Origin of the sequence: Janthinobacterium sp. GMG1 (assembly GCF_034427795.1) — a bacterium.
Lineage (GTDB): Bacteria > Pseudomonadota > Gammaproteobacteria > Burkholderiales > Burkholderiaceae_D > Janthinobacterium.
The window spans coordinates 48,529-66,399 of record NZ_JAXQNT010000015.1 but is presented as its reverse complement, the minus strand read 5'-3'; the positions used below and the strand labels follow the sequence as shown (position 1 = coordinate 66,399).

10 protein-coding genes are annotated in these 17,871 nt (G+C 62.9%); 7 read left to right on the top strand and 3 right to left on the bottom strand.

Features of this window, described 5'->3' with window-relative positions; all coding sequences use genetic code 11:
- Positions 1–83: 83 nt before the first annotated feature.
- Positions 84–1,067 (bottom strand): ubiquinol oxidase subunit II, encoded by a 984-nt coding sequence (cyoA, locus tag SJI03_RS26690; RefSeq protein ID WP_322429208.1) that lies wholly within the window; start codon positions 1,065–1,067, stop codon positions 84–86.
- A 217-nt stretch (positions 1,068–1,284) separates the two neighbouring features.
- Between cyoA and SJI03_RS26685 the strand changes: the two genes are divergently transcribed.
- The 5 genes from SJI03_RS26685 (at position 1,285) to SJI03_RS26665 (ending at position 11,303) form a co-directional block, all read left to right on the top strand.
- Positions 1,285–2,631: an MFS transporter gene (locus SJI03_RS26685; protein ID WP_099377550.1), complete on the top strand. Its 1,347-nt coding sequence runs from the start codon at positions 1,285–1,287 to the stop codon at positions 2,629–2,631.
- A 231-nt stretch (positions 2,632–2,862) separates the two neighbouring features.
- Positions 2,863–6,345: a response regulator gene (locus tag SJI03_RS26680; RefSeq protein WP_322429207.1), complete on the top strand. Its 3,483-nt coding sequence runs from the start codon at positions 2,863–2,865 to the stop codon at positions 6,343–6,345.
- Complete coding sequence (locus SJI03_RS26675) at positions 6,345–7,223, top strand: CheR family methyltransferase (protein WP_322429206.1); 879 nt, start codon at positions 6,345–6,347, stop codon at positions 7,221–7,223. The genes SJI03_RS26680 and SJI03_RS26675 overlap by 1 nt, the downstream gene beginning before the upstream one ends.
- A complete protein-coding gene (locus SJI03_RS26670; RefSeq protein WP_322429205.1) occupies positions 7,220–8,410 on the top strand; it encodes a hybrid sensor histidine kinase/response regulator in 1,191 nt (396 codons plus the stop codon). The genes SJI03_RS26675 and SJI03_RS26670 overlap by 4 nt, the downstream gene beginning before the upstream one ends.
- Positions 8,411–8,417: 7 nt before the next feature.
- Positions 8,418–11,303, top strand: coding sequence for a response regulator (locus tag SJI03_RS26665; protein ID WP_322429204.1), 2,886 nt, complete (start codon positions 8,418–8,420; stop codon positions 11,301–11,303).
- 1 nt (position 11,304) lies between these two features.
- Here the strand turns inward: SJI03_RS26665 and SJI03_RS26660 are convergent, their stop codons facing one another.
- Complete coding sequence (locus SJI03_RS26660; protein WP_322429203.1) at positions 11,305–14,505, bottom strand: PAS domain-containing protein; 3,201 nt, start codon at positions 14,503–14,505, stop codon at positions 11,305–11,307.
- Between the two features lie 140 nt (positions 14,506–14,645).
- On the opposite strand from SJI03_RS26660, the gene SJI03_RS26655 reads away from it, so the two are divergent.
- Positions 14,646–15,548, top strand: coding sequence for an alpha/beta hydrolase (locus SJI03_RS26655; RefSeq protein ID WP_322429202.1), 903 nt, complete (start codon positions 14,646–14,648; stop codon positions 15,546–15,548).
- Between the two features lie 266 nt (positions 15,549–15,814).
- Here the strand turns inward: SJI03_RS26655 and SJI03_RS26650 are convergent, their stop codons facing one another.
- Positions 15,815–16,717 (bottom strand): LysR family transcriptional regulator, encoded by a 903-nt coding sequence (locus SJI03_RS26650; RefSeq protein ID WP_099377167.1) that lies wholly within the window; start codon positions 16,715–16,717, stop codon positions 15,815–15,817.
- A 189-nt stretch (positions 16,718–16,906) separates the two neighbouring features.
- On the opposite strand from SJI03_RS26650, the gene SJI03_RS26645 reads away from it, so the two are divergent.
- Positions 16,907–17,860 carry an aromatic alcohol reductase gene (locus tag SJI03_RS26645; RefSeq protein ID WP_322429256.1) on the top strand — a complete coding sequence of 318 codons (954 nt, stop codon included), beginning with the start codon at positions 16,907–16,909 and terminating at the stop codon, positions 17,858–17,860.
- The last annotated feature ends 11 nt before the right edge of the window (positions 17,861–17,871 follow it).

Genomic DNA, 17,871 nt, shown 5'->3' with positions numbered 1-17,871 from the left:
GTTACTCTCAGAGAAAAAAGGGAGGCGCCAGGCAAGCGGCGCCAGTATCTGCAGCGCAATGCGCTGCGGGATTCATGCAGTCGTTACTTGGCTTGAACGCCCTTTTCAACTACTGCATCGCTAGCGACTACTGCCGTTACGGCCGCTACCGGGCTATTTGCCATCGTCAATTTGTATGGCTCGACCGGCGTCACGCACAGGGCGTCGGAAACGATGGTGCGGTTCAGAATTGCCTTGTACAGATCGCTAGGCACGGCGCTGTAGCGGCGCACCGGGTCGCGTTCGCTAGGCTGGGCCAGCGACAGGTAGTCGTCGCGGTTCAGCGCGCCGCCACCGGCACGTGCCGATTCCACCCATTTGTCGAAGTCCGCATCATTCACGCCGTGGAACTTGAAGCGCATGCCCGAGAAACCGGCACCGCTGTAGTTGGCGGAAAAGCCCTTGTAGACGCCAGGCTTGTTGATGACGGCATTCAACTGCGTTTCCATGCCCGGCATGGCGTAGATCTGACCTGCCAGTGCGGGGATGAAGAAGGAGTTCATGACGGACGACGCGGTGATCTTGAAGCGGATCGGACGATCGACGGGCGCATACAGTTCATTCACGGAAGCGATGCCTTGCTCCGGGTAGATGAACAGCCATTTCCAGTCCAGGGCCACGACTTCGACGATCATCGGCTTGTGGCTGGCAGGAATTGGACGGTTGGCGTCGATACGGCTCAATGGGCGGTATGGATCGAGGGTGTGGGTGCTGATCCAGGTCAGCAGGCCCAGCACGATGATGATCAGCAGGGGCGCGCCCCAGATGATCAGCTCGAGGCGAGTCGAGTGGTCCCAGTCCGGCTCGTATTTGGCCGCGGTGTTATTTTTTCTATAGCGCCATGCGAAAAGCAGGGTCAGGGCGATTACCGGAACGATAATCAACAGCATCAGCAATGTCGAGATGACAATCAGATTGCCTTGCTGAACTGCGATGTCACCAGACGCATTCAGTACCACCGTATTGCAACCAGCCAACAATGCGAGGGGTAAAAGAAGCAGTCCGCGACGAACTTTTAATGAAAACATACAGGAAAGTCCAGTACAGGGGATGAAGATATGGTACTGTATTCTCACTGGAGCGCGTTGGCAATTGGACGTTTTGTCCTACCCCTTGCTCGGATTTTCACTCGGTAGTTGCGGAGTTTTCCTACAGCTATCTATTGAATAGTCCTACTCCGGGCGTGAGACACCCGGGGTATGTTACGCGTTGGCCGAACTCGAAACTATATTGGAGACGATCATCATGTCCAGCACGCGCATACACAGCGGGGATGTACCCGCCGACTTTTCCCCCCACTCCCTGCGCGACGCACGCGGGGCCGGCACGGTCGAATCGCATATCGACCCCGGTGAGATCGCCGTCGGCGTGATCATCGGCCGCGCTTCCGAATACTTTGACTTCTTCGTCTACGCCATCGCCTCGGTGCTGGTGTTTCCGCGCGTCTTCTTCCCGTTTGAAGAACGCCTGGAAGGTACTTTATATGCGTTCCTGATCTTCTCGTTTGCCTTCATCGCCCGTCCGTTCGGCACCGTGATCTTCATGGAGATCCAGCGCCGCATGGGCCGCAGCGCCAAGCTGACGATCGCCCTCTTCCTGCTGGGCGTGTCGACGGCGGGCATCGCCTTCCTGCCAACATATTCGCACCTGGGCTTTGCCGCCATCATCTGGCTGTCCGTGCTGCGCATCGGCCAGGGTGTGGCCCTGGGCGGATCGTGGGATGGCTTGCCGTCGCTGCTGGCCCTGAACGCGCCGGAAAACAAGCGCGGCTGGTACGCCATGCTGGGCCAGCTGGGCGCGCCTGCCGGCTTCCTGATCGCCGCCGGCCTGTTCTGGTTCATGCTGACCACCCTGACGGATGAAGACTTCCTCGACTGGGGCTGGCGCTATCCTTTCTATGTCGCCTTCGCCATCAACGTGGTCGCCCTGTTTGCCCGTCTGCGCCTGGTGTCGACGAATGAATATGCGCGCCTGCTCGACGAACGCGAACTGCAGCCCGTGAGCGTATTTGAAATGAGCCGCGGCCAGGGCCGCAACGTACTGATCGGCGCCCTCGCCGCGCTGGCCAGCTACGCCCTGTTCCACCTGGTGACCGTGTTCCCGCTGTCGTGGATTTCCGTCTACCAAACCCGTTCCGCCTCGGACTTCCTGCAAATCCAGATGCTGGGCGCCGTGCTGGCTGCCATCGGCGTGGTGATTTCCGGCTTGCTGGCCGATAAAGTGGGCCGCCGCACCACCCTGGGCGTGCTGGCCGTGCTGATCGCGATCTTCAGCGCCTTCGTGCCGACCCTGATGGGCGGCGGCAATACGGGCCAGGACGTCTTCATCCTCGTCGGCTTCAGCCTGCTGGGCTTGTCCTACGGCCAGGCAGCCGGCGCCGTGACGGCCAACTTCCCTGCCCGCTTCCGCTACACGGGCGCGGCCCTGACGTCCGACCTGGCCTGGCTGGTCGGCGCCGGTTTCGCCCCGCTCGTGGCACTGGGCCTGTCGGCCAACTTCGGCCTCGCCTACGTCAGCTTCTACCTGCTGTCGGGCGCCGTCGCTTCGCTGGCTGCCCTGAGCCTGAACCGGGCGCTGGAAATCCGCGACTGACATATATGTATACAGCGCAGCGCGCGCAGCACTGAAAAACGCCGGCACCGTCCGGCGTTTTTTTATGCCTGGCAGCCACGCCACCTCATCTGTGCGCTGCCCCGCATTGCACAGGCTTACAAGTCGGCAATTGTCCGTAAGGCTGTTATGCTAGCGCACACTTTGCTTGACCACCAGAAAACTTGCATTTCAATTAAAATTGTTTTTTCGCGACAGCCTTACACGGACATGATGAATACCAAGACCCCGATCGACTCCTTCAGCTTTCGCCGCATCCTCGCCCGCAATGTGACCTTGCCGCTGGTCATCGGGGTCATCACCGCCCTCGTGTTTGTCGGCCTGATCGCCTACCTGCTCTCGGCCCTGCGTTCGGTCGAGCATTCCGAACGGGTGATCGGCAATGCGAATGAAGTCATGAAGCTGTCCGTTGACCTGGAAACGGGCATGCGCGGCTATTTGCTGACGGGCGACGAGACTTTCCTGGCGCCGTATAAGTCGGGCAAGGCGAAGATTGCCGTCGAAATGAACACCCTGCTGGAACTGGTGTCCGACAGTCCCATCCAGGTGGACCGCTTGCGCCGCATCCGCGCGCTGCAAGGCCAGTGGCTCGATTACGCGGAAGGCGTGATCGCCCAGCGCCGCAGCAACCAGGAATTCCTCGCGCGCGTGCGCCAGGGCGAAGGCAAGCTGGAATTTGACGAAATCCGCCGCGAATTCCTCGCCTTCCTGTCGATGGAGCAGCGGCTGCGCCAGGAGCGGGCCGATACGGCCGAAAGCCGCACCATGCTGGCCGTGGTGGTGTTCCTCATCCTCAGCCTGGGATTGTCGGGTTTGCTGGCCTATCTGGGACGGCGCGAACTGCTGCGCCTGTCCGACATCTACAACGATGCGCTCGAACAACGCGGCAAGGATAACGACGTGTTGCAGGAGCAAGCGTGGCTGCGCACGGGGCAGACGGAACTGGCTGCCCACACGAGTGGCCAGCTGGGCCTGCCGCAGCTGGGACGGCATGTGCTCGATTTCCTGGCCCACCGCCTCGACGTGGCCGTCGCCACCCTGTACGTGGTCGACGAGGATGGCAGCCTGCGCCGCACGGCCGTGTACGGCTTCAACGACCAGGGCGTGAAGGACAGGCAAGTCTTCAAGCTGGGCGAAGGCCTGGTGGGCGAGACGGCGCGCGAAAAGCGCCTCAAGCATGTGCAGCAGGTGCCCGAGAATTACCTGACCGTGACATCGAGCCTGGGCCGCGGCACGCCGCTGGAACTGGTCTTGACGCCGGTCAACAACGAAGGCGTCGTCAACGGCGTCATCGAACTGGGCTTTACGCATCCCGTCAGCGCCCGCGCCAAGGAATGGCTGAACCTGATTGCCGCGAATGTCGGCACCTCGCTGGAAGCAGCCCTGTATCGCCAGCGCCTGCAAAATGTACTGGAAGAAACCCAGCAATTGAATGAAGAGCTGGAAGTGCAGCAGGAAGAATTGCGCACGGCCAATGAGGAGCTGGGCGAGCAGTCGCGCGTGCTGGAACAGTCGCAAGCCCACCTGGAAGAGCAAAAGGCGGCGCTGGAGCAGTCGAACGAGCAGTTGGCCGTGCAGGCGCTGTCGCTGGACCAGAAAAACATGGCCATCGGCGAGGCGCATGCCCAGCTGGAAGCCCGCGCCGAAGAGCTGCAGCGGGCCAGTCGCTACAAATCCGAATTCCTGGCGAACATGTCGCATGAGCTGCGCACGCCACTGAACAGCTCGCTCATCCTGTCGAAGCTGCTGTCGGACAACACCAGCGGCAACCTGACGCCGGAGCAGGTGACGTTCGCGCAAACCATTTATTCGGCCGGCAACGATTTGTTGACCCTCATCAACGATATCCTCGACATTTCCAAGGTCGAGGCGGGCAAGCTGGAATTGACGCCGGAAGCCGTGCCCTTCGACGAACTGCTCAGCAGCATGAGAATGCTGTTCGGCGCCCAGGCGCAGCAAAAGAAACTCGTGTTTGACGTCAAGGTGGCGCCGGATGCTCCGCCGTCCTTCGTCAGCGACCGCCAGCGCCTCGAGCAAATCCTGAAAAACCTGCTGTCGAACGCCATCAAGTTTACCGATGCAGGCACGGTGTCCTTGCACGTGAGCCCGGATGCGGCAGGCCAGGTGCGCTTCCAGGTGCAGGATACGGGCATCGGCATCGCCGGCGACCAGCAGCACAAGATTTTCGACGCCTTCCATCAGGCCGATGGCACCACCAGCCGCCGCTACGGCGGCACGGGCCTGGGCCTGTCGATTTCGCGCGACCTGGCCGCCTTGCTGGGTGGCAGCATCGAGCTGGCCAGCACCCCGGGCCAGGGCAGCACGTTTACCCTGGTGCTGCCGGCCGTCATGCCGGAACGCGCAGTGGAAGCGGCAAGCGTGCCCGCCGCCGCGCCGCAGGCGCCCGCAAAAATCGCGGCCGCCGCACCCAAGGCGGCGCCTGCCGCCAAGCCCGTGCCGCTGCCCACCTTTGAGGATGACAGGAATAGCGTGCCGGCCGTCAAGACGGGCCAGCGTTCCGTGCTGGTGATCGAGGATGAACCGTCGTTTGCCGGCATCCTGTTCGACCTTGCGCATGAAATGCAATACCGCTGCCTGGTGGCGCACGGCGCCGACGAAGGCTTGCGCCTGGCGCAAGAATTCCTGCCCGACGCCATCCTGCTCGACATGGGCTTGCCGGACCGTCCGGGCTTGCTGGTCTTGCAGCAATTGAAGGAAAACCCGCTGACGCGCCACATTCCCGTACACATCGTCTCCGGCAACGACCAGATCCAGGAAGCCATGCAACTGGGCGCCATCGGTTACGCCACCAAGCCGCGCACGCGCGAGCAGCTGAAGGAAGTGTTCCGCAAGCTCGAATCGAAGTTTACGCAGCAGATGAAGCGCATCCTGCTGGTCGAGGACGACGAACGCCAGCGCGAAAGCGTGGTGCACCTGATCAGCGACGACGACGTGGAAATCACGGCCGTGGCGCTGGGCGAGCAGGCGCTGGAATTGCTGAAAACACAGATTTTCGACTGCATGATCATCGACTTGAAGCTGCCCGATATCCAGGGCAACGAATTACTGGAACGCATGGAACATGAAGAGCTGTGCTCGTTCCCGCCCGTCATCGTCTACACGGGCCGCAACCTGAGCCGCGAGGAAGAAGCGGACCTGATGAAGTATTCGCGTTCCATCATCATCAAGGGCGCCCGCTCGCCCGAGCGCCTGCTCGACGAAGTGACCCTCTTCCTGCACAAGGTGGAATCGGAATTGTCGAGCGAGCGCCAGGGCATGTTGCAGCAGGTGCGCAGCCGCGAGCGCGTGTTTGAAGGGCGCAAGATTTTGCTGGTGGACGACGACGTGCGCAATATCTTTGCCCTGACGAATGCGCTGGAACAAAAAGGCGTGGTGGTGGAAATCGGCCGCAACGGCTTCGAAGCCATCAGCAAGCTCAACAGCGTAGACGATATCGACCTCGTGTTGATGGATGTCATGATGCCGGGCATGGACGGCCTCGAAGCGACGCGCTTGATCCGCGCCGATGGCCGCTACAACAAGCTGCCCATCATCGCCATTACCGCCAAGGCCATGAAGAATGACCAGGAGGAATGCCTGCAGGCAGGCGCGTCCGACTACCTGGCCAAGCCAATCGACCTCGACCGCCTGTATTCGCTGCTGCGCGTGTGGATGCCGAAGATGGAACGCATCTGATGTCCCTGCGCATCACGGACGTACAACTGCAGGCGCTGATGGAGGCGATCTATCAGCGCTACAGCTATGATTTCCGCGACTATTCGCTACCCTCGCAACGGCGCCGCCTGCATCAGGCACTCGATCGCTTCCATTGCGCCGACGTGCCAGCCTTGCAGCAACTGGTGCTGGACGACGCAGCAGCCTTTGGCAAACTGCTGCAGATTTTGACCGTGCCCGTCACGCAAATGTTCCGCGACCCGGCGTTTTTCCTCGCCTTGCGCGAACAGGTGGTGCCCGTGCTGAAAACCTACCCGTCGCCGACCATCTGGGTGGCCGGCTGCTGCACGGGCGAAGAGGCACTGTCGCTGGCCATCGTGCTGCACGAGGAAGGCTTGCTCGAACGCAGCACGATTTACGCCACCGACATCAATCCGCAAGCGCTGGCCACGGCCGCGCGCGGCGTGTATCCGCTGCACCGGCTCGATGAGTACGGCGCCAACTACCTGGCCGCGGGCGGCCTGGGCCAGCTGGCCGACTACTACACGGTCGAGCATGCCACGGCGCGCTTCCAGCCGCACCTGCTCGACAGTATCAACTTTGCCGACCACAGCCTGTCCACGGACAGTGTGTTTATTGAAACGCAATTGATTTTATGCCGTAACGTGCTGATTTACTTCAATAAAACCTTGCAGGAGCGGGCCTTGGGCCTGTTCCACGACTCGCTGTGCCACCGGGGTTTCCTCGGTCTGGGCAGCAAGGAAAGCACGCATTTCACCCGCTTTGCCGCCGACTTCGAGCCATTGCCGGGTCCCGAAAAGCTCTACCGCAAGCGTGCGCCGTCGCACGCCGCTTCCCACTACGCTGGACGGCAAAGCCATGCCAGGAATGAAACATGATGAATGAAACAAGCACCAAATTGCTGATCGTCGACGACTTGCCGGAAAACTTGCGCGCGCTCAATGCGCTGATCCGCGAGAGCGACCGCAGCGTCTACCAGGCATCCTCGGGCGAAGAAGCGCTGGCCCTGCTGCTCGAGCACGATTTCGCGCTGGCCATCCTCGACGTGCAAATGCCGGAAATGGATGGCTTTGAGCTGGCGCAATTAATGCGCGGCACGGAAAAGACGCGCCACATCCCCATCGTCTTCGTCACGGCGGCCGGCAAGGAAATGAACTTCGCCTTCCAGGGCTATGAAAGCGGCGCCGTCGACTTCCTGCACAAGCCGCTCGACATCAATGCCGTGCAAAGCAAGGTCAACGTCTTCGTGGCCCTGCACCAGCAGCGCAGCGAAACGCGGCGCCAGGTGCAGGCGCTCGAGCACAGCCGCCAGCAGCAGGAAGCACTGCTGAAAGAATTGCGCGCCACGCAGGCGGAACTGCAGCGCTCGCTGCGCCTGCGCGACGAATTCATGTCCATGGTGGCGCATGAATTGCGCACGCCCTTGAACACGCTGTTCCTGGAAACGCAGATGCGCACCGTCAACCTGGAACGGGGCAACCTGGCCGCCTTCGAGCCGGACAAGCTGGGCAAGATGGTGGCGCGCGACGGCCGGCAAATCCGCAGCATGGTGCGCCTGATCGACGACATGCTCGACGTGTCGCGCATCACCAGCGGCAAGCTGTCGATCCGCCGCGAAGCCGTCGACCTGACCAGCCTCGTGCGCCGCGTGGCGGACGACCTGGCGCCATATGCTGCCACGACGGGCAGCGTGCTGGAAGTGATGGCCTTCGAGCCGATCCAGGGTTTCTGGGACGCCTTCCGCGTCGAACAGATCGTTGTCAACCTGATCAGCAATGCCGTGCGCTACGGCCAGGGCCAGCCCGTGGAAATCAGCCTGGCGCACACGCAGAACAGCGCCGTCATCGAAGTGCGCGACCATGGCATCGGCATCAACGCGCGCGACCAGGAACGCATTTTCGACGCCTTCGAGCGCGTCATCCACCAGGACCGCACGGGCGGCCTGGGCCTGGGCCTGTTCATCACCAAGCAGCTGGTCGATGCGCACGGCGGCGCCATCACCCTGCAAAGCCAGCCCGGCAATGGCGCCCTGTTCAGCGTCACCCTGCCGCTGGCCGGCAGCTGAGGCCCGCATGAGCAGCACACACGCCCCCCGCAGCCAGGCCGGCGCCAGCGGCGTCGCCTTTCTGCTGCACCTGGAACGCCGGCTACGGCTGCTGCAAGACACGGGCGAGATCCTTTCCCTCTCGGCGCAGCTGCTGGGCCAGCGCCTGGGCGCCCAGCAAGTGGCGTGTTTCGATATCGACCAGGCCCTGCAGTGCCCCACCCTGCAGCATGCCTGGAGCGACGGCCTGGCGCCGGGCGCCGCCGGTGAGTATTTCCTCGGCGATTATGCTGCAGGCCTGGCCGAAGCGCTTGGCGCGGGCCAGGCGCTGGCCGTCAGCGATGTAACCAGCGACCCGCGCACGGCTATGCCGGCCGCGCTGGCCACGTTTGCGCGCCTGGGCATCCGTGCCTTCCTGAACATTCCGATTGCCAAGGATGGCCAGCTGGCGGCCCTGTTCGTCGTGCACAGCCGCGCCGTGCGCCTGTGGCATGCGGACGAGATCGAACTGGCCGTGCAAGTGTCGGAACGGGTCTGGTCGACCATCTTGCGGGCCCAGGCGGAAGCGCGTTTGCGCGCCCTCAGTGCCAGCATGGAAACGCAAGTGGCCGAGCGCACGCGCGAATTCGGTCGCACCTGGAACGTCAGCCCCGATTTGCTGGGCGTGCTCAACCTCGACGGCTATTTCGAGCATTCGAACCCCGCCTGGCAAGCCACCCTGGGCTGGTCGGTGGAGGAAATCCGCACGACGCGCTTCCTGGAACTGGTCCATCCCGACGACTTGCCGCGTACCCATGCGGCCTGGGACGCGGCCAACCAGGGCCAGCCAGCGCTGCGCTTCGAAAACCGCTACCGCCACAAGCTGGGCGGCTGGCACTGGCTGTCGTGGGTCGCCGTGCCCGAGGGCGAGAAGGTGTATTGCAGCGCGCGCGACATCACCGTGGAAAAGAAACTGGAAGCGGACCTGGCCGCGCGCAACAGCGAGCGCGAGCGGCTGTGGCGCAGCGCGCAGGACTTGATGGTGGCCATCGATGCGGAAGGCTGCTTTGCCGCCGTCAACCCGGCCTCGGCCGCCATCCTGGGCTGGCTGCCCGAGGAAATGCTGGGCCGCAGCCTGTTCGACTTCGTGCTGCCCGAGGATGCCGCCGCCACGCGCCTGGCCTTGCTGCAAGTTGGCAAGGAGTCCATGCCCAGCTTTGAAAACCGCTACCGGCACCGCGAAGGCGGCCACCGCTGGCTGTCGTGGGTGGCGGCGCCCGAAGGCGACCTGGTGTTTGCCACCGGACGCCACGTCACTGTGGAAAAAGAAGCGCAAGACACCTTGCGCAGCATGCAGGAATCATTGCGCCACAGCGAAATGGCCCTGCTGCAATCGCAAAAACTTGAAGCGCTGGGCAAGCTGACGGGCGGCGTGGCCCACGATTTCAATAACGTACTGCAAATTATCTCCGGCAATCTGCAATTGCTGCAGCTTGGCCTGGACGACGACCCGCTGGCCGCCAAGCGCATCGTCAGCGCGTCGGCCGCCGTGGAACGGGGCGCCAAGCTGTCGGCCCAGCTGCTGGCCTTTGCGCGGCGCCAGCCCTTGAAACCGCTGGTGACGGACCTGGCGCAACTGCTGCGTGCGACGGAAGAGCTGCTGCGGCGCGCCACCGGTGAAACCATTGAGACGCGCTTGCTGCTGGCCGACGACTGCTGGCGCGCCCTGGTCGACCCGCACCAGCTGGAAAACGTCATCCTCAACCTGGCCATCAACGCGCGCGACGCCATGGATGGCCAGGGCCAGCTGACCATCGAACTGAGCAACAGCGTGCTGGGCAGCGACTACGCGGCCCGCCATGCGGATGTGGCGCCCGGCGACTACGTGCAACTGGCTGTCTCGGACACGGGCACGGGCATTCCCGCCGAACTGCTGGACAAGATTTTCGAACCGTTCTTTACAACAAAAAGCGAGGGAGAAGGCACGGGGCTGGGTTTGAGCATGGCGTACGGTTTCCTGCGCCAGAGCGGCGGCCACCTGACGGTGGACAGCTTGCCGGGCCATGGCAGCACCTTCCGCATCTACCTGCCGCGCTCGCTTGAAGCGGAAACGGAACTGCCGCTGCAGCTGGGCGGCCCCGTGCTGGGCGGCAAGGAAACCATCCTCGTCGTGGAAGACGACGTGCAGGTGCAGACGACGGTGGTGGACATGCTGCGCGGCCTCGGCTATGTCGTGCTGCGCGCCAGCGATGGCGAAAGCGCACTGGCCATCGTCGGCAGCGGCGTCCCCATCGACCTGCTGTTTACGGACGTGGTGATGCCAGGCAAGGTGGCTAGCACGGCACTGGCACGCCAGGCCCGCGTGCTGCTGCCGCAGCTGGCCGTGTTGTTTACCTCGGGCTACACGCAGGACGCCATCATGCAGGGCGGCCGCCTGGAGCCGGGCGTGGAGTTGCTGAGCAAGCCGTACCGGCGCGAAGACCTGGCGCGGCGCATCCGCCACCTGCTGGCGAATGGCCGCCACGTGACGGCCCTGCACCAGTACCGCGCGCAGCTGGCGCCGCAAGCTGCGCCGGCGCTGCCGGCAGGACGCCATATCCTGCTGGTGGAAGACAATGCCGACGCGCGCGCCATGACAGGCGACCTGCTGGCCATGCTGGGACACACGGTGCTGGCCGTGGGCACGGCCGAGGAAGCCTTGCTCCTGCTGGACACGCCGGGACTGGAACTGCTGCTGACCGATATCAGCTTGCCGCAAATGTCGGGCGCCGAGCTGGCCGAACTGGTGGCGCGCGACCATCCGCAGCTGGAAGTGGTGTTTTCCACCGGCCACGCACCGGCCAATTCCGGCGTGCTGGACCCGCAGGCGCGCTTCCTGGTGAAACCATTTACCGTCGAGCAATTGCAGCAAGCCTTGCTGCCATCAAGCCGCTAAGCTAATAGACGTCGAGCCGGCGCGCCTTCAGTGCGCTCGCCAGCTCTTCCAGGCCAAACGGCTTGCGCAGGAAACGCGCGCTGGCGTCCTGCATCAGGCTGGCACCCCAATCGTGCCCGGAAGCAAACACTACGTCCAGCTGCGGCCAGTGCGCGCGCGCATGGCGCGCCAGTTCCAGGCCTGACATGGTGGGCAGGCTGATGTCCGTCACCAGCACGTCCAGGCCCGGCATGGCCAGCAAGGGCAAGGCTTCTTCGGCGCTGGCCACGCCGTGCACGGTGTGGCCCAGCATATTGAGCATCTCGGTGGTCATTTCGCGCGCATCGTCATTGTCTTCCACCAGCAGGATGCGCCGCCCGGACGGGTCGGGCGCACCCACCAGGCGGCGGTCGGCCAGCACATGGCGGATGCGCCGCGCCAGGTCTTCGCGCTGGTACGGTTTGCTCAACAATTCGACGCCCGGATCGAGCCGCCCGCCCTGCATGATGGCGTTGTGCGTATAGCCCGAGGTAAACAATACGGCCAGGTCCGGCAGCAGCAGCCTGGCCTGTTGCGCCAGTTCCTTGCTGCTGACGGGCCCAGGCATAACCACGTCCGTAAACAGCAGGTCGATGGGTACGCCCGTGCCCAGCAGGGCCAGGGCCGAGGCGCCGTCATCCGCGTGCAGCACGTCGTAGCCGAGGCCGCGCAGCATGTCGACCACCGTATGTTGAACTGGAGCATCGTCTTCCACCACGAGGATGGTCTCGCTGCCGCCCAGCACGGGGCCCGTCAGGCCCGGTGGCGGCTCGGCCAGCTTTTCCAGCGAACGGGGCAAGTAAATCTTGAACGTCGTGCCGGCGCCAGGCGCGCTGTGCACCTTGATGTGGCCCGCGCTCTGACGGATGAAGCCGTAAGCCATGGACAGGCCCAGGCCCGTGCCCTCGCCTTCGCGCTTGGTCGTGAAAAAGGGCTCAAAAATCTGGTCGATCACGTCGCGCGCCATGCCATGGCCCGTGTCGGTGATGGTCAGCAGCACGTATTGTCCTTCCAGCACGTCCGCATGCCGGCTGGCGTAGGCCGCATCGAGCGTGACGTTGCTCAAGGTAAAAGTGAGGCGCCCGCCCTTCTCCATCGCGTCGCGCGCGTTGATGGCCATGTTCAGCAGCACGTTTTCCATCTGATTCGGGTCGACCAGGGTATGCCACAAGCCTTCGCTGATGAAGGTTTCCTCGGCAATCGCCTCGCCCAGGGCGCGGCGGATCAGCTCGTGCATGCGGCGCAGCAAGCGCCCCAGGTCCGTCACCAGCGGCCGCAAAGGTTGACGCCGCGCAAAGGCCAGCAGTTGCGACGACAGCTTGGCGCCCCGTTCGACAGCCGAGGCGGCCGAAGCGAGGCGCCTGGCCGCCTGCGGATTGTCGGCCACGGTCAGCTTCAGCAACTGCAAATTGCCTGAGATAATTTGCAGCACGTTATTGAAATCGTGGGCCACGCCACCCGTCAGCTTGCCGATCGATTCCAGCTTTTGCGCCTGCAATAAAGCTTGCTCGCTGCGCACCAACGCCAGCCGCGCCTCCTTCTCGTCCGTGACGTCGCGGCCGATGGCGTGGATCAGTTTTTGCGCCGGCACGGCCGTCCAGGAAATCCAGCGGTAGCCGCCATCGCGGCGCCGGTAGCGGTTTTCCATGCGCAAGGTGGGCGCGCCATGGGCCAGGCGCGACAAATCCTTCAAGGCCGCCATGCGGTCGTCGGGATGCACGAGGCTGATGAAATCCATGCCCAGCGACTCGATTTCCGGCCGCTCGAGGATCTTGCTCCAGGCGGGATTGACAGCGATGATCATGCCGGCCAGGTCGGCCACCAGCATGATGTCTGTCGACAGCCGCCACATGCGGTCGCGGTCGGCCGTGCGGTTGGCCATTTCCACTTCCAGCGAGGAATTCAGGTAGGCCATCTTTTCCAGCACGTTCTTCTGTTCCTGCACGTCCGTATTCGTGCCCACCCAGCGCAGCACCGTGCCCGCCTCGTCGAACAGGGGCAAGGCGCGCGCCAGGAACCAGCGGTAGGCGCCGTCGCTGGCGCGGCGCATGCGGAACTCGTGTTCATAGGCGCTGGCGGTGGCGACGGCCCGGTCCCAGCTTTTTTGCGTGGCCTGCACGTCGTCCGGATGCACGCAGTGGCGAAAACCGCTGGTGACCAGCGACTTCAGCGATTGCCCCGTGTACTCGCAGACCTGCTCGTTGACCCAGTAGGTGGCGCCGCTGCCATGCGCGAGCCAGGCCTGGTTCGGCATGGTGGAAGCGAGCGAACGGAACTGCGCTTCGCTGTCGAGCAAGGCATTGCGCGCCTGCCAGTGTTCGTCGATATCCTCGCACGAGCCATACCATTTCGCCGGCTGGCCGCGCCCATCTTGCCGGCAGTAGGCGCGCGAATGCATCCAGCGGTACTGACCGTCTTGCCGGCGCACGCGCATTTCCTGGTCGAAAGGCTGGCCGCTGCCCACCGCTTCGCTCCAGGCCGCCAAGGAATGGGGCACATCTTCCGGGTGGATGGCGTCCAGCCAGCTGCTGCCCAGGCCGCTGCCGCCCGTCCATTCGCGCCAGCGCTGCGCCACATAGTCGAGCTTGCCGTCGACGTCGGCCGTCCACAGCACTTGCGTGTTGAGTTCTATGGCGTAATGAAAGTGTTCGCGGCTGTCGTGCAGCGCCTGTTCCAGCTGGCCCCGCTCGATGACATGCGCGGCCACGCGCGCGGCCAGCGCCAGCAATTCGGTTTCGGGTTGCGTCGGATGGCATGGCGCGGGGAAAAACAGGCCCAGCACGCCCAGGATATGCCCCTTGGCGCCAAACACGGGAGCAACCCAGCAGGCGCGGTAGCCGTGCAGCATGGCTTCCTTGCGTCCCGCGCTCCAGTTCACGTCGCGCGTGATGTCGCCGCAATACACGGGCGCGCCGGAAAAGGCGGCCGTGCCGAACGGGGATGGCTGCTCGCCGCCGTGGCGCAGGGCCAGGCACAGGTCTTGTGGCAGGCTGGGCGCGGACAAGCCGCAAAAGCGGTCGGCTTCGTCGATGAGCACGAGGCAGGCATGCGCGCCGCCCTCGGCCAGGTCTTGCAGCGCCAGCAACAAATGCTCCAATGCATGAGCCAGGTCGGCGCCTGCCGCGATGCTGCCCAGCGCACTATGCTCGGCGTCCAGCAAGGAAAGAATGTTGTTTGCGTGCACCGTGTCGATAAGGGGAAAACTGATGCCCGGAATATACCATGGGGCACCCCTCTTGCAGGAGGAAAACAGCGCACTGCTTGATCTCTGCGACCCTGCGGCCCTATGCTAAAGTGTTGCTCCCCTCTCAAGCGAATTCCAGCATGCCTACTTCCCTGCCATCCTCCCTGATCGCCACCGCCCTGCTCGCCTCCGTCCACGGCGCCGTCGCCGCCCCCATGAGCCTGGACGATTACCTGGCCCTGAACGGCCCCCCGCCTACGGCGCAGATCGCGTATGGCCCCGCGCCGTCGCAATACGCGCAGCTGTTCCGACCCGAAGGCACCGGACCGTTCCCCGTCGTCGTGCTCGTGCATGGCGGCTGCTGGACGGTAGCCTTCGGCGGCATCAAGCAGATGCGCAACGTGGCCGGCGCCCTCGTGGCGCAAGGCATCGCCGTGTGGAATGTGGAATACCGGCGCGTGGACGAGCCGGGTGGCGGCTATCCGGGCACCTACGAAGACATGCACGCGGCACTGGACAGCCTGCAGCAGCACGCCCCCGAATACCAGCTGGACGTGAACCGCCTCCTCGCCATGGGCCACTCGGCAGGCGGCCAGCTGGTGCAATGGATCGCCGGCCGGGAAAGGCTGCCAAAGACCAGCCCCCTGTACCGCGACAAGTTCCTGCCAGTAAAAAACATTGTCAGCCTGGGCGGCCTGGCCGACCTGCGCCATGAGAAAGACTTGATCAAGACCAGCTGCGAGCGCGACATCGCCCAACTGGCAGGCAGCGCCAGCACCGAGCGCCCCGACATCTACAGCGACACCAATGCGGCCGACCTGATGCCCAACGGCAGCCGCACCGTCCTGATCACAGGCGAGCTCGACACGATCTCCCCGCCCCGCGTCGCGCACGACTATGCGGCCAAGGCCCGGCTGGCCGGCGACCATGCGGAAGTGCTGATCTTGCCTGGGGCCAGCCATTATGACGAGATTGCGGCGACGTCGAATGCCTGGGGGATGATATTGCCGGTGATTCGGGGAATGTTGGGGATGCTGCCTTGAAGCATTATTCCGGTTTGGGGCCATGCATGATTCGAGCAGAAGTTCTCGACGAAAGCGTGTCATGGCCATTCACGATTCCTCCCGGCCGCAGCAATCACGATGGAACTCCACCGCGCTTGGCCGAACTCAGCGCAAATGCCAAGTCCTGGCATTTAACCGGGTGGCGCGATGGCAGTTCGAATTCCATCATGTGTTTCGAATTTGTCGCGTTCACAAAGAGCTAAGAGCTGCGCAGATAAATACTTAGTTTTGAGCGGCAACTGATTTCACTTCAGTTCGGTGTTGCTGAACAGCTCAGTCGTCCAGTCAGCGAACGCTCGCATCGCCGGCGATAGGAAGCGGTGATGGGGGTAGAGCAATGATACCGGCACCGGCGTCGGCCGGCTGTGGGCTAGCACCTCGACCAATTTTCCGGCCTGCAAATGGTCCGCTACCAGAATCTCAGCTAGCTGCGTCAAACCGTGGCCATCAAGGCACAGCTTGATGTACAGCCCAGTCTCATTGACCGCGACCGTTCCCGGCACCGGGACGACAATGCTGATGTCTTCGTCGACGAAATGCAGATCGCTCCCTCGCCGCGTCGTGCTGGAAAAATAGTGGACCGCCCGGTGTCCTGGCAAATCCGCCAGGACACCGGGAACACCGTGTTCGGCCAGGTAGGAAGGCGCCGCGCAGGTGATCCAGCTCAGCTCGCCTAGGCGTCGCGCGACTAGCGCCGAGTCATCAAGGCTGCCGGTGCGGATGACGCAATCGACGCCTTCCTGTATCAAGTCTACCTGGCGATCATTCACGCCGATCATCAGGTAGATGTCCGGGTACCGCTGCTGGAATTGCCACAACCGCGGCAGTATCACGGCATGGGCAATGCCGCCAGGCATATCCACACGCAGGCGTCCTTGTGGGCGCTCGCTTGAGCCTTGCAGGCTCGATTCGGTGTCGGCTATCAGGTCGAGTATTTCGCGGCAACGGTGGAAGTAGCGTTCGCCTTCCGGTGTCACGCTGAGGTTTCTAGTGGAACGGTTCAGCAGGCGCGTCTGCAAGTGTTTTTCCAGCCGCTTGATGATGCCGGTGACCGACGATGCGGGCAAACCCAAGGTCTCTGCTGCGCGTACAAAACTCTTGCTCTCGACCACGCGAAGGAATACCTGCATTGCTTGTACGCGATCCATGTCTTGTCCGTGTGGCGCTAAAGGAAACGGCACTATACCCCAATATTGTTCGGATTTTCTGCATGCTGAAAACCTCCTGGGCTGCTTTTTCTGCGTTGCTGCACCTGCTACAGTGCAGGCATCATACTTACAGGAGAAACAACAATGTCCGATCAGGACCGCCAACTGCTGGTGCCGCCAAGCTATCCGATGAGCCAAACGGATCCTAACGCCACGTCTCAAAACATTCTCGTGCTCGGTGCCGGGGAGCTCGGCCTTCCGGTGCTACGCAATATTGCGCGCCGCGCGAAGGACATGGACGGTGCAAAGATCAGCGTGCTGCTGCGCGCAAGTGCCGTTGAGTCCAGTGTATCAGGCAGGCGACATGATATCGCGGAGATCCAAGGTCTTGGGATCGAGATCGTCATAGGCGACCTTGTGAAGAGCTCCATTGATGAGCTCGCCGGAGTATTTGCGCAATATGACACAGTAATCGGTTGCGCAGGCTATGCCGCGGGAATCGACACGCCAATGAAGCTGGCGCGGGCAGCCTTGCAGGCGCGGATACCGAGATACTTCCCATGGCAGTTCGGGGTCGATTTTGACGTGATCGGTCGTGGCAGTCCACAGGACATCTTCGACGCACAGTTGGACGTGCGCGAGTTACTGCGCAGTCAGCACCAGACTGAGTGGGTCATCATCTCGACCGGGATGTTCATGAGCTACCTGTTTGAGCCTGAATTCGGTGTTGTTGACCTGCACGACGACGCAGTCCACGCCCTGGGCAGTCTTGACACCGCTGTGACGTTGACGACTCCGCACGATATCGGAGCGCTGACTGCCGAGATCGTGTTCGCCAAACCCCGTATCCGGAACGAGATCGTATATCTGGCTGGCGACACCGTGACTTACGGGGAGGTCGCCGACAAGCTTCAAGCGGCCCTTGGCCGCCCCTTCAGGCGTTCGGAGTGGAGCGTGCAGTATTTGTTGGACGAGCTGGCGCGCGACCCGCAAAACATGATGCGTAAGTATCGTGCGGCCTTTGCTCAGGGTCGGGGTGTCGCATGGGACAAGCAAGGCACGTTCAATCAACTCCGCACCCTTCCTGTTACCGACATGGCATCATGGATCAATGCAAACCTTATTTCTGGCCGCAGCGAGTAATCGTGAGTCCG

Bases quoted from the DNA above. Each gene is read 5' to 3' on its own strand.
- SJI03_RS26675 (WP_322429206.1), top strand. From the start codon at position 6,345: ATGTCCCTGCGCATCACGGACGTACAACTGCAGGCGCTGATGGAGGCG.
- SJI03_RS26685 (WP_099377550.1), top strand. From the start codon at position 1,285: ATGTCCAGCACGCGCATACACAGCGGGGATGTACCCGCCGACTTTTCC.
- SJI03_RS26655 (WP_322429202.1), top strand. From the start codon at position 14,646: ATGCCTACTTCCCTGCCATCCTCCCTGATCGCCACCGCCCTGCTCGCC.
- SJI03_RS26645 (WP_322429256.1), top strand. From the start codon at position 16,907: ATGAGCCAAACGGATCCTAACGCCACGTCTCAAAACATTCTCGTGCTC.
- cyoA (WP_322429208.1), bottom strand. From the start codon at position 1,067: ATGTTTTCATTAAAAGTTCGTCGCGGACTGCTTCTTTTACCCCTCGCA.
- SJI03_RS26665 (WP_322429204.1), top strand. From the start codon at position 8,418: ATGAGCAGCACACACGCCCCCCGCAGCCAGGCCGGCGCCAGCGGCGTC.
- SJI03_RS26650 (WP_099377167.1), bottom strand. From the start codon at position 16,717: ATGGATCGCGTACAAGCAATGCAGGTATTCCTTCGCGTGGTCGAGAGC.
- SJI03_RS26680 (WP_322429207.1), top strand. From the start codon at position 2,863: ATGAATACCAAGACCCCGATCGACTCCTTCAGCTTTCGCCGCATCCTC.
- SJI03_RS26670 (WP_322429205.1), top strand. From the start codon at position 7,220: ATGATGAATGAAACAAGCACCAAATTGCTGATCGTCGACGACTTGCCG.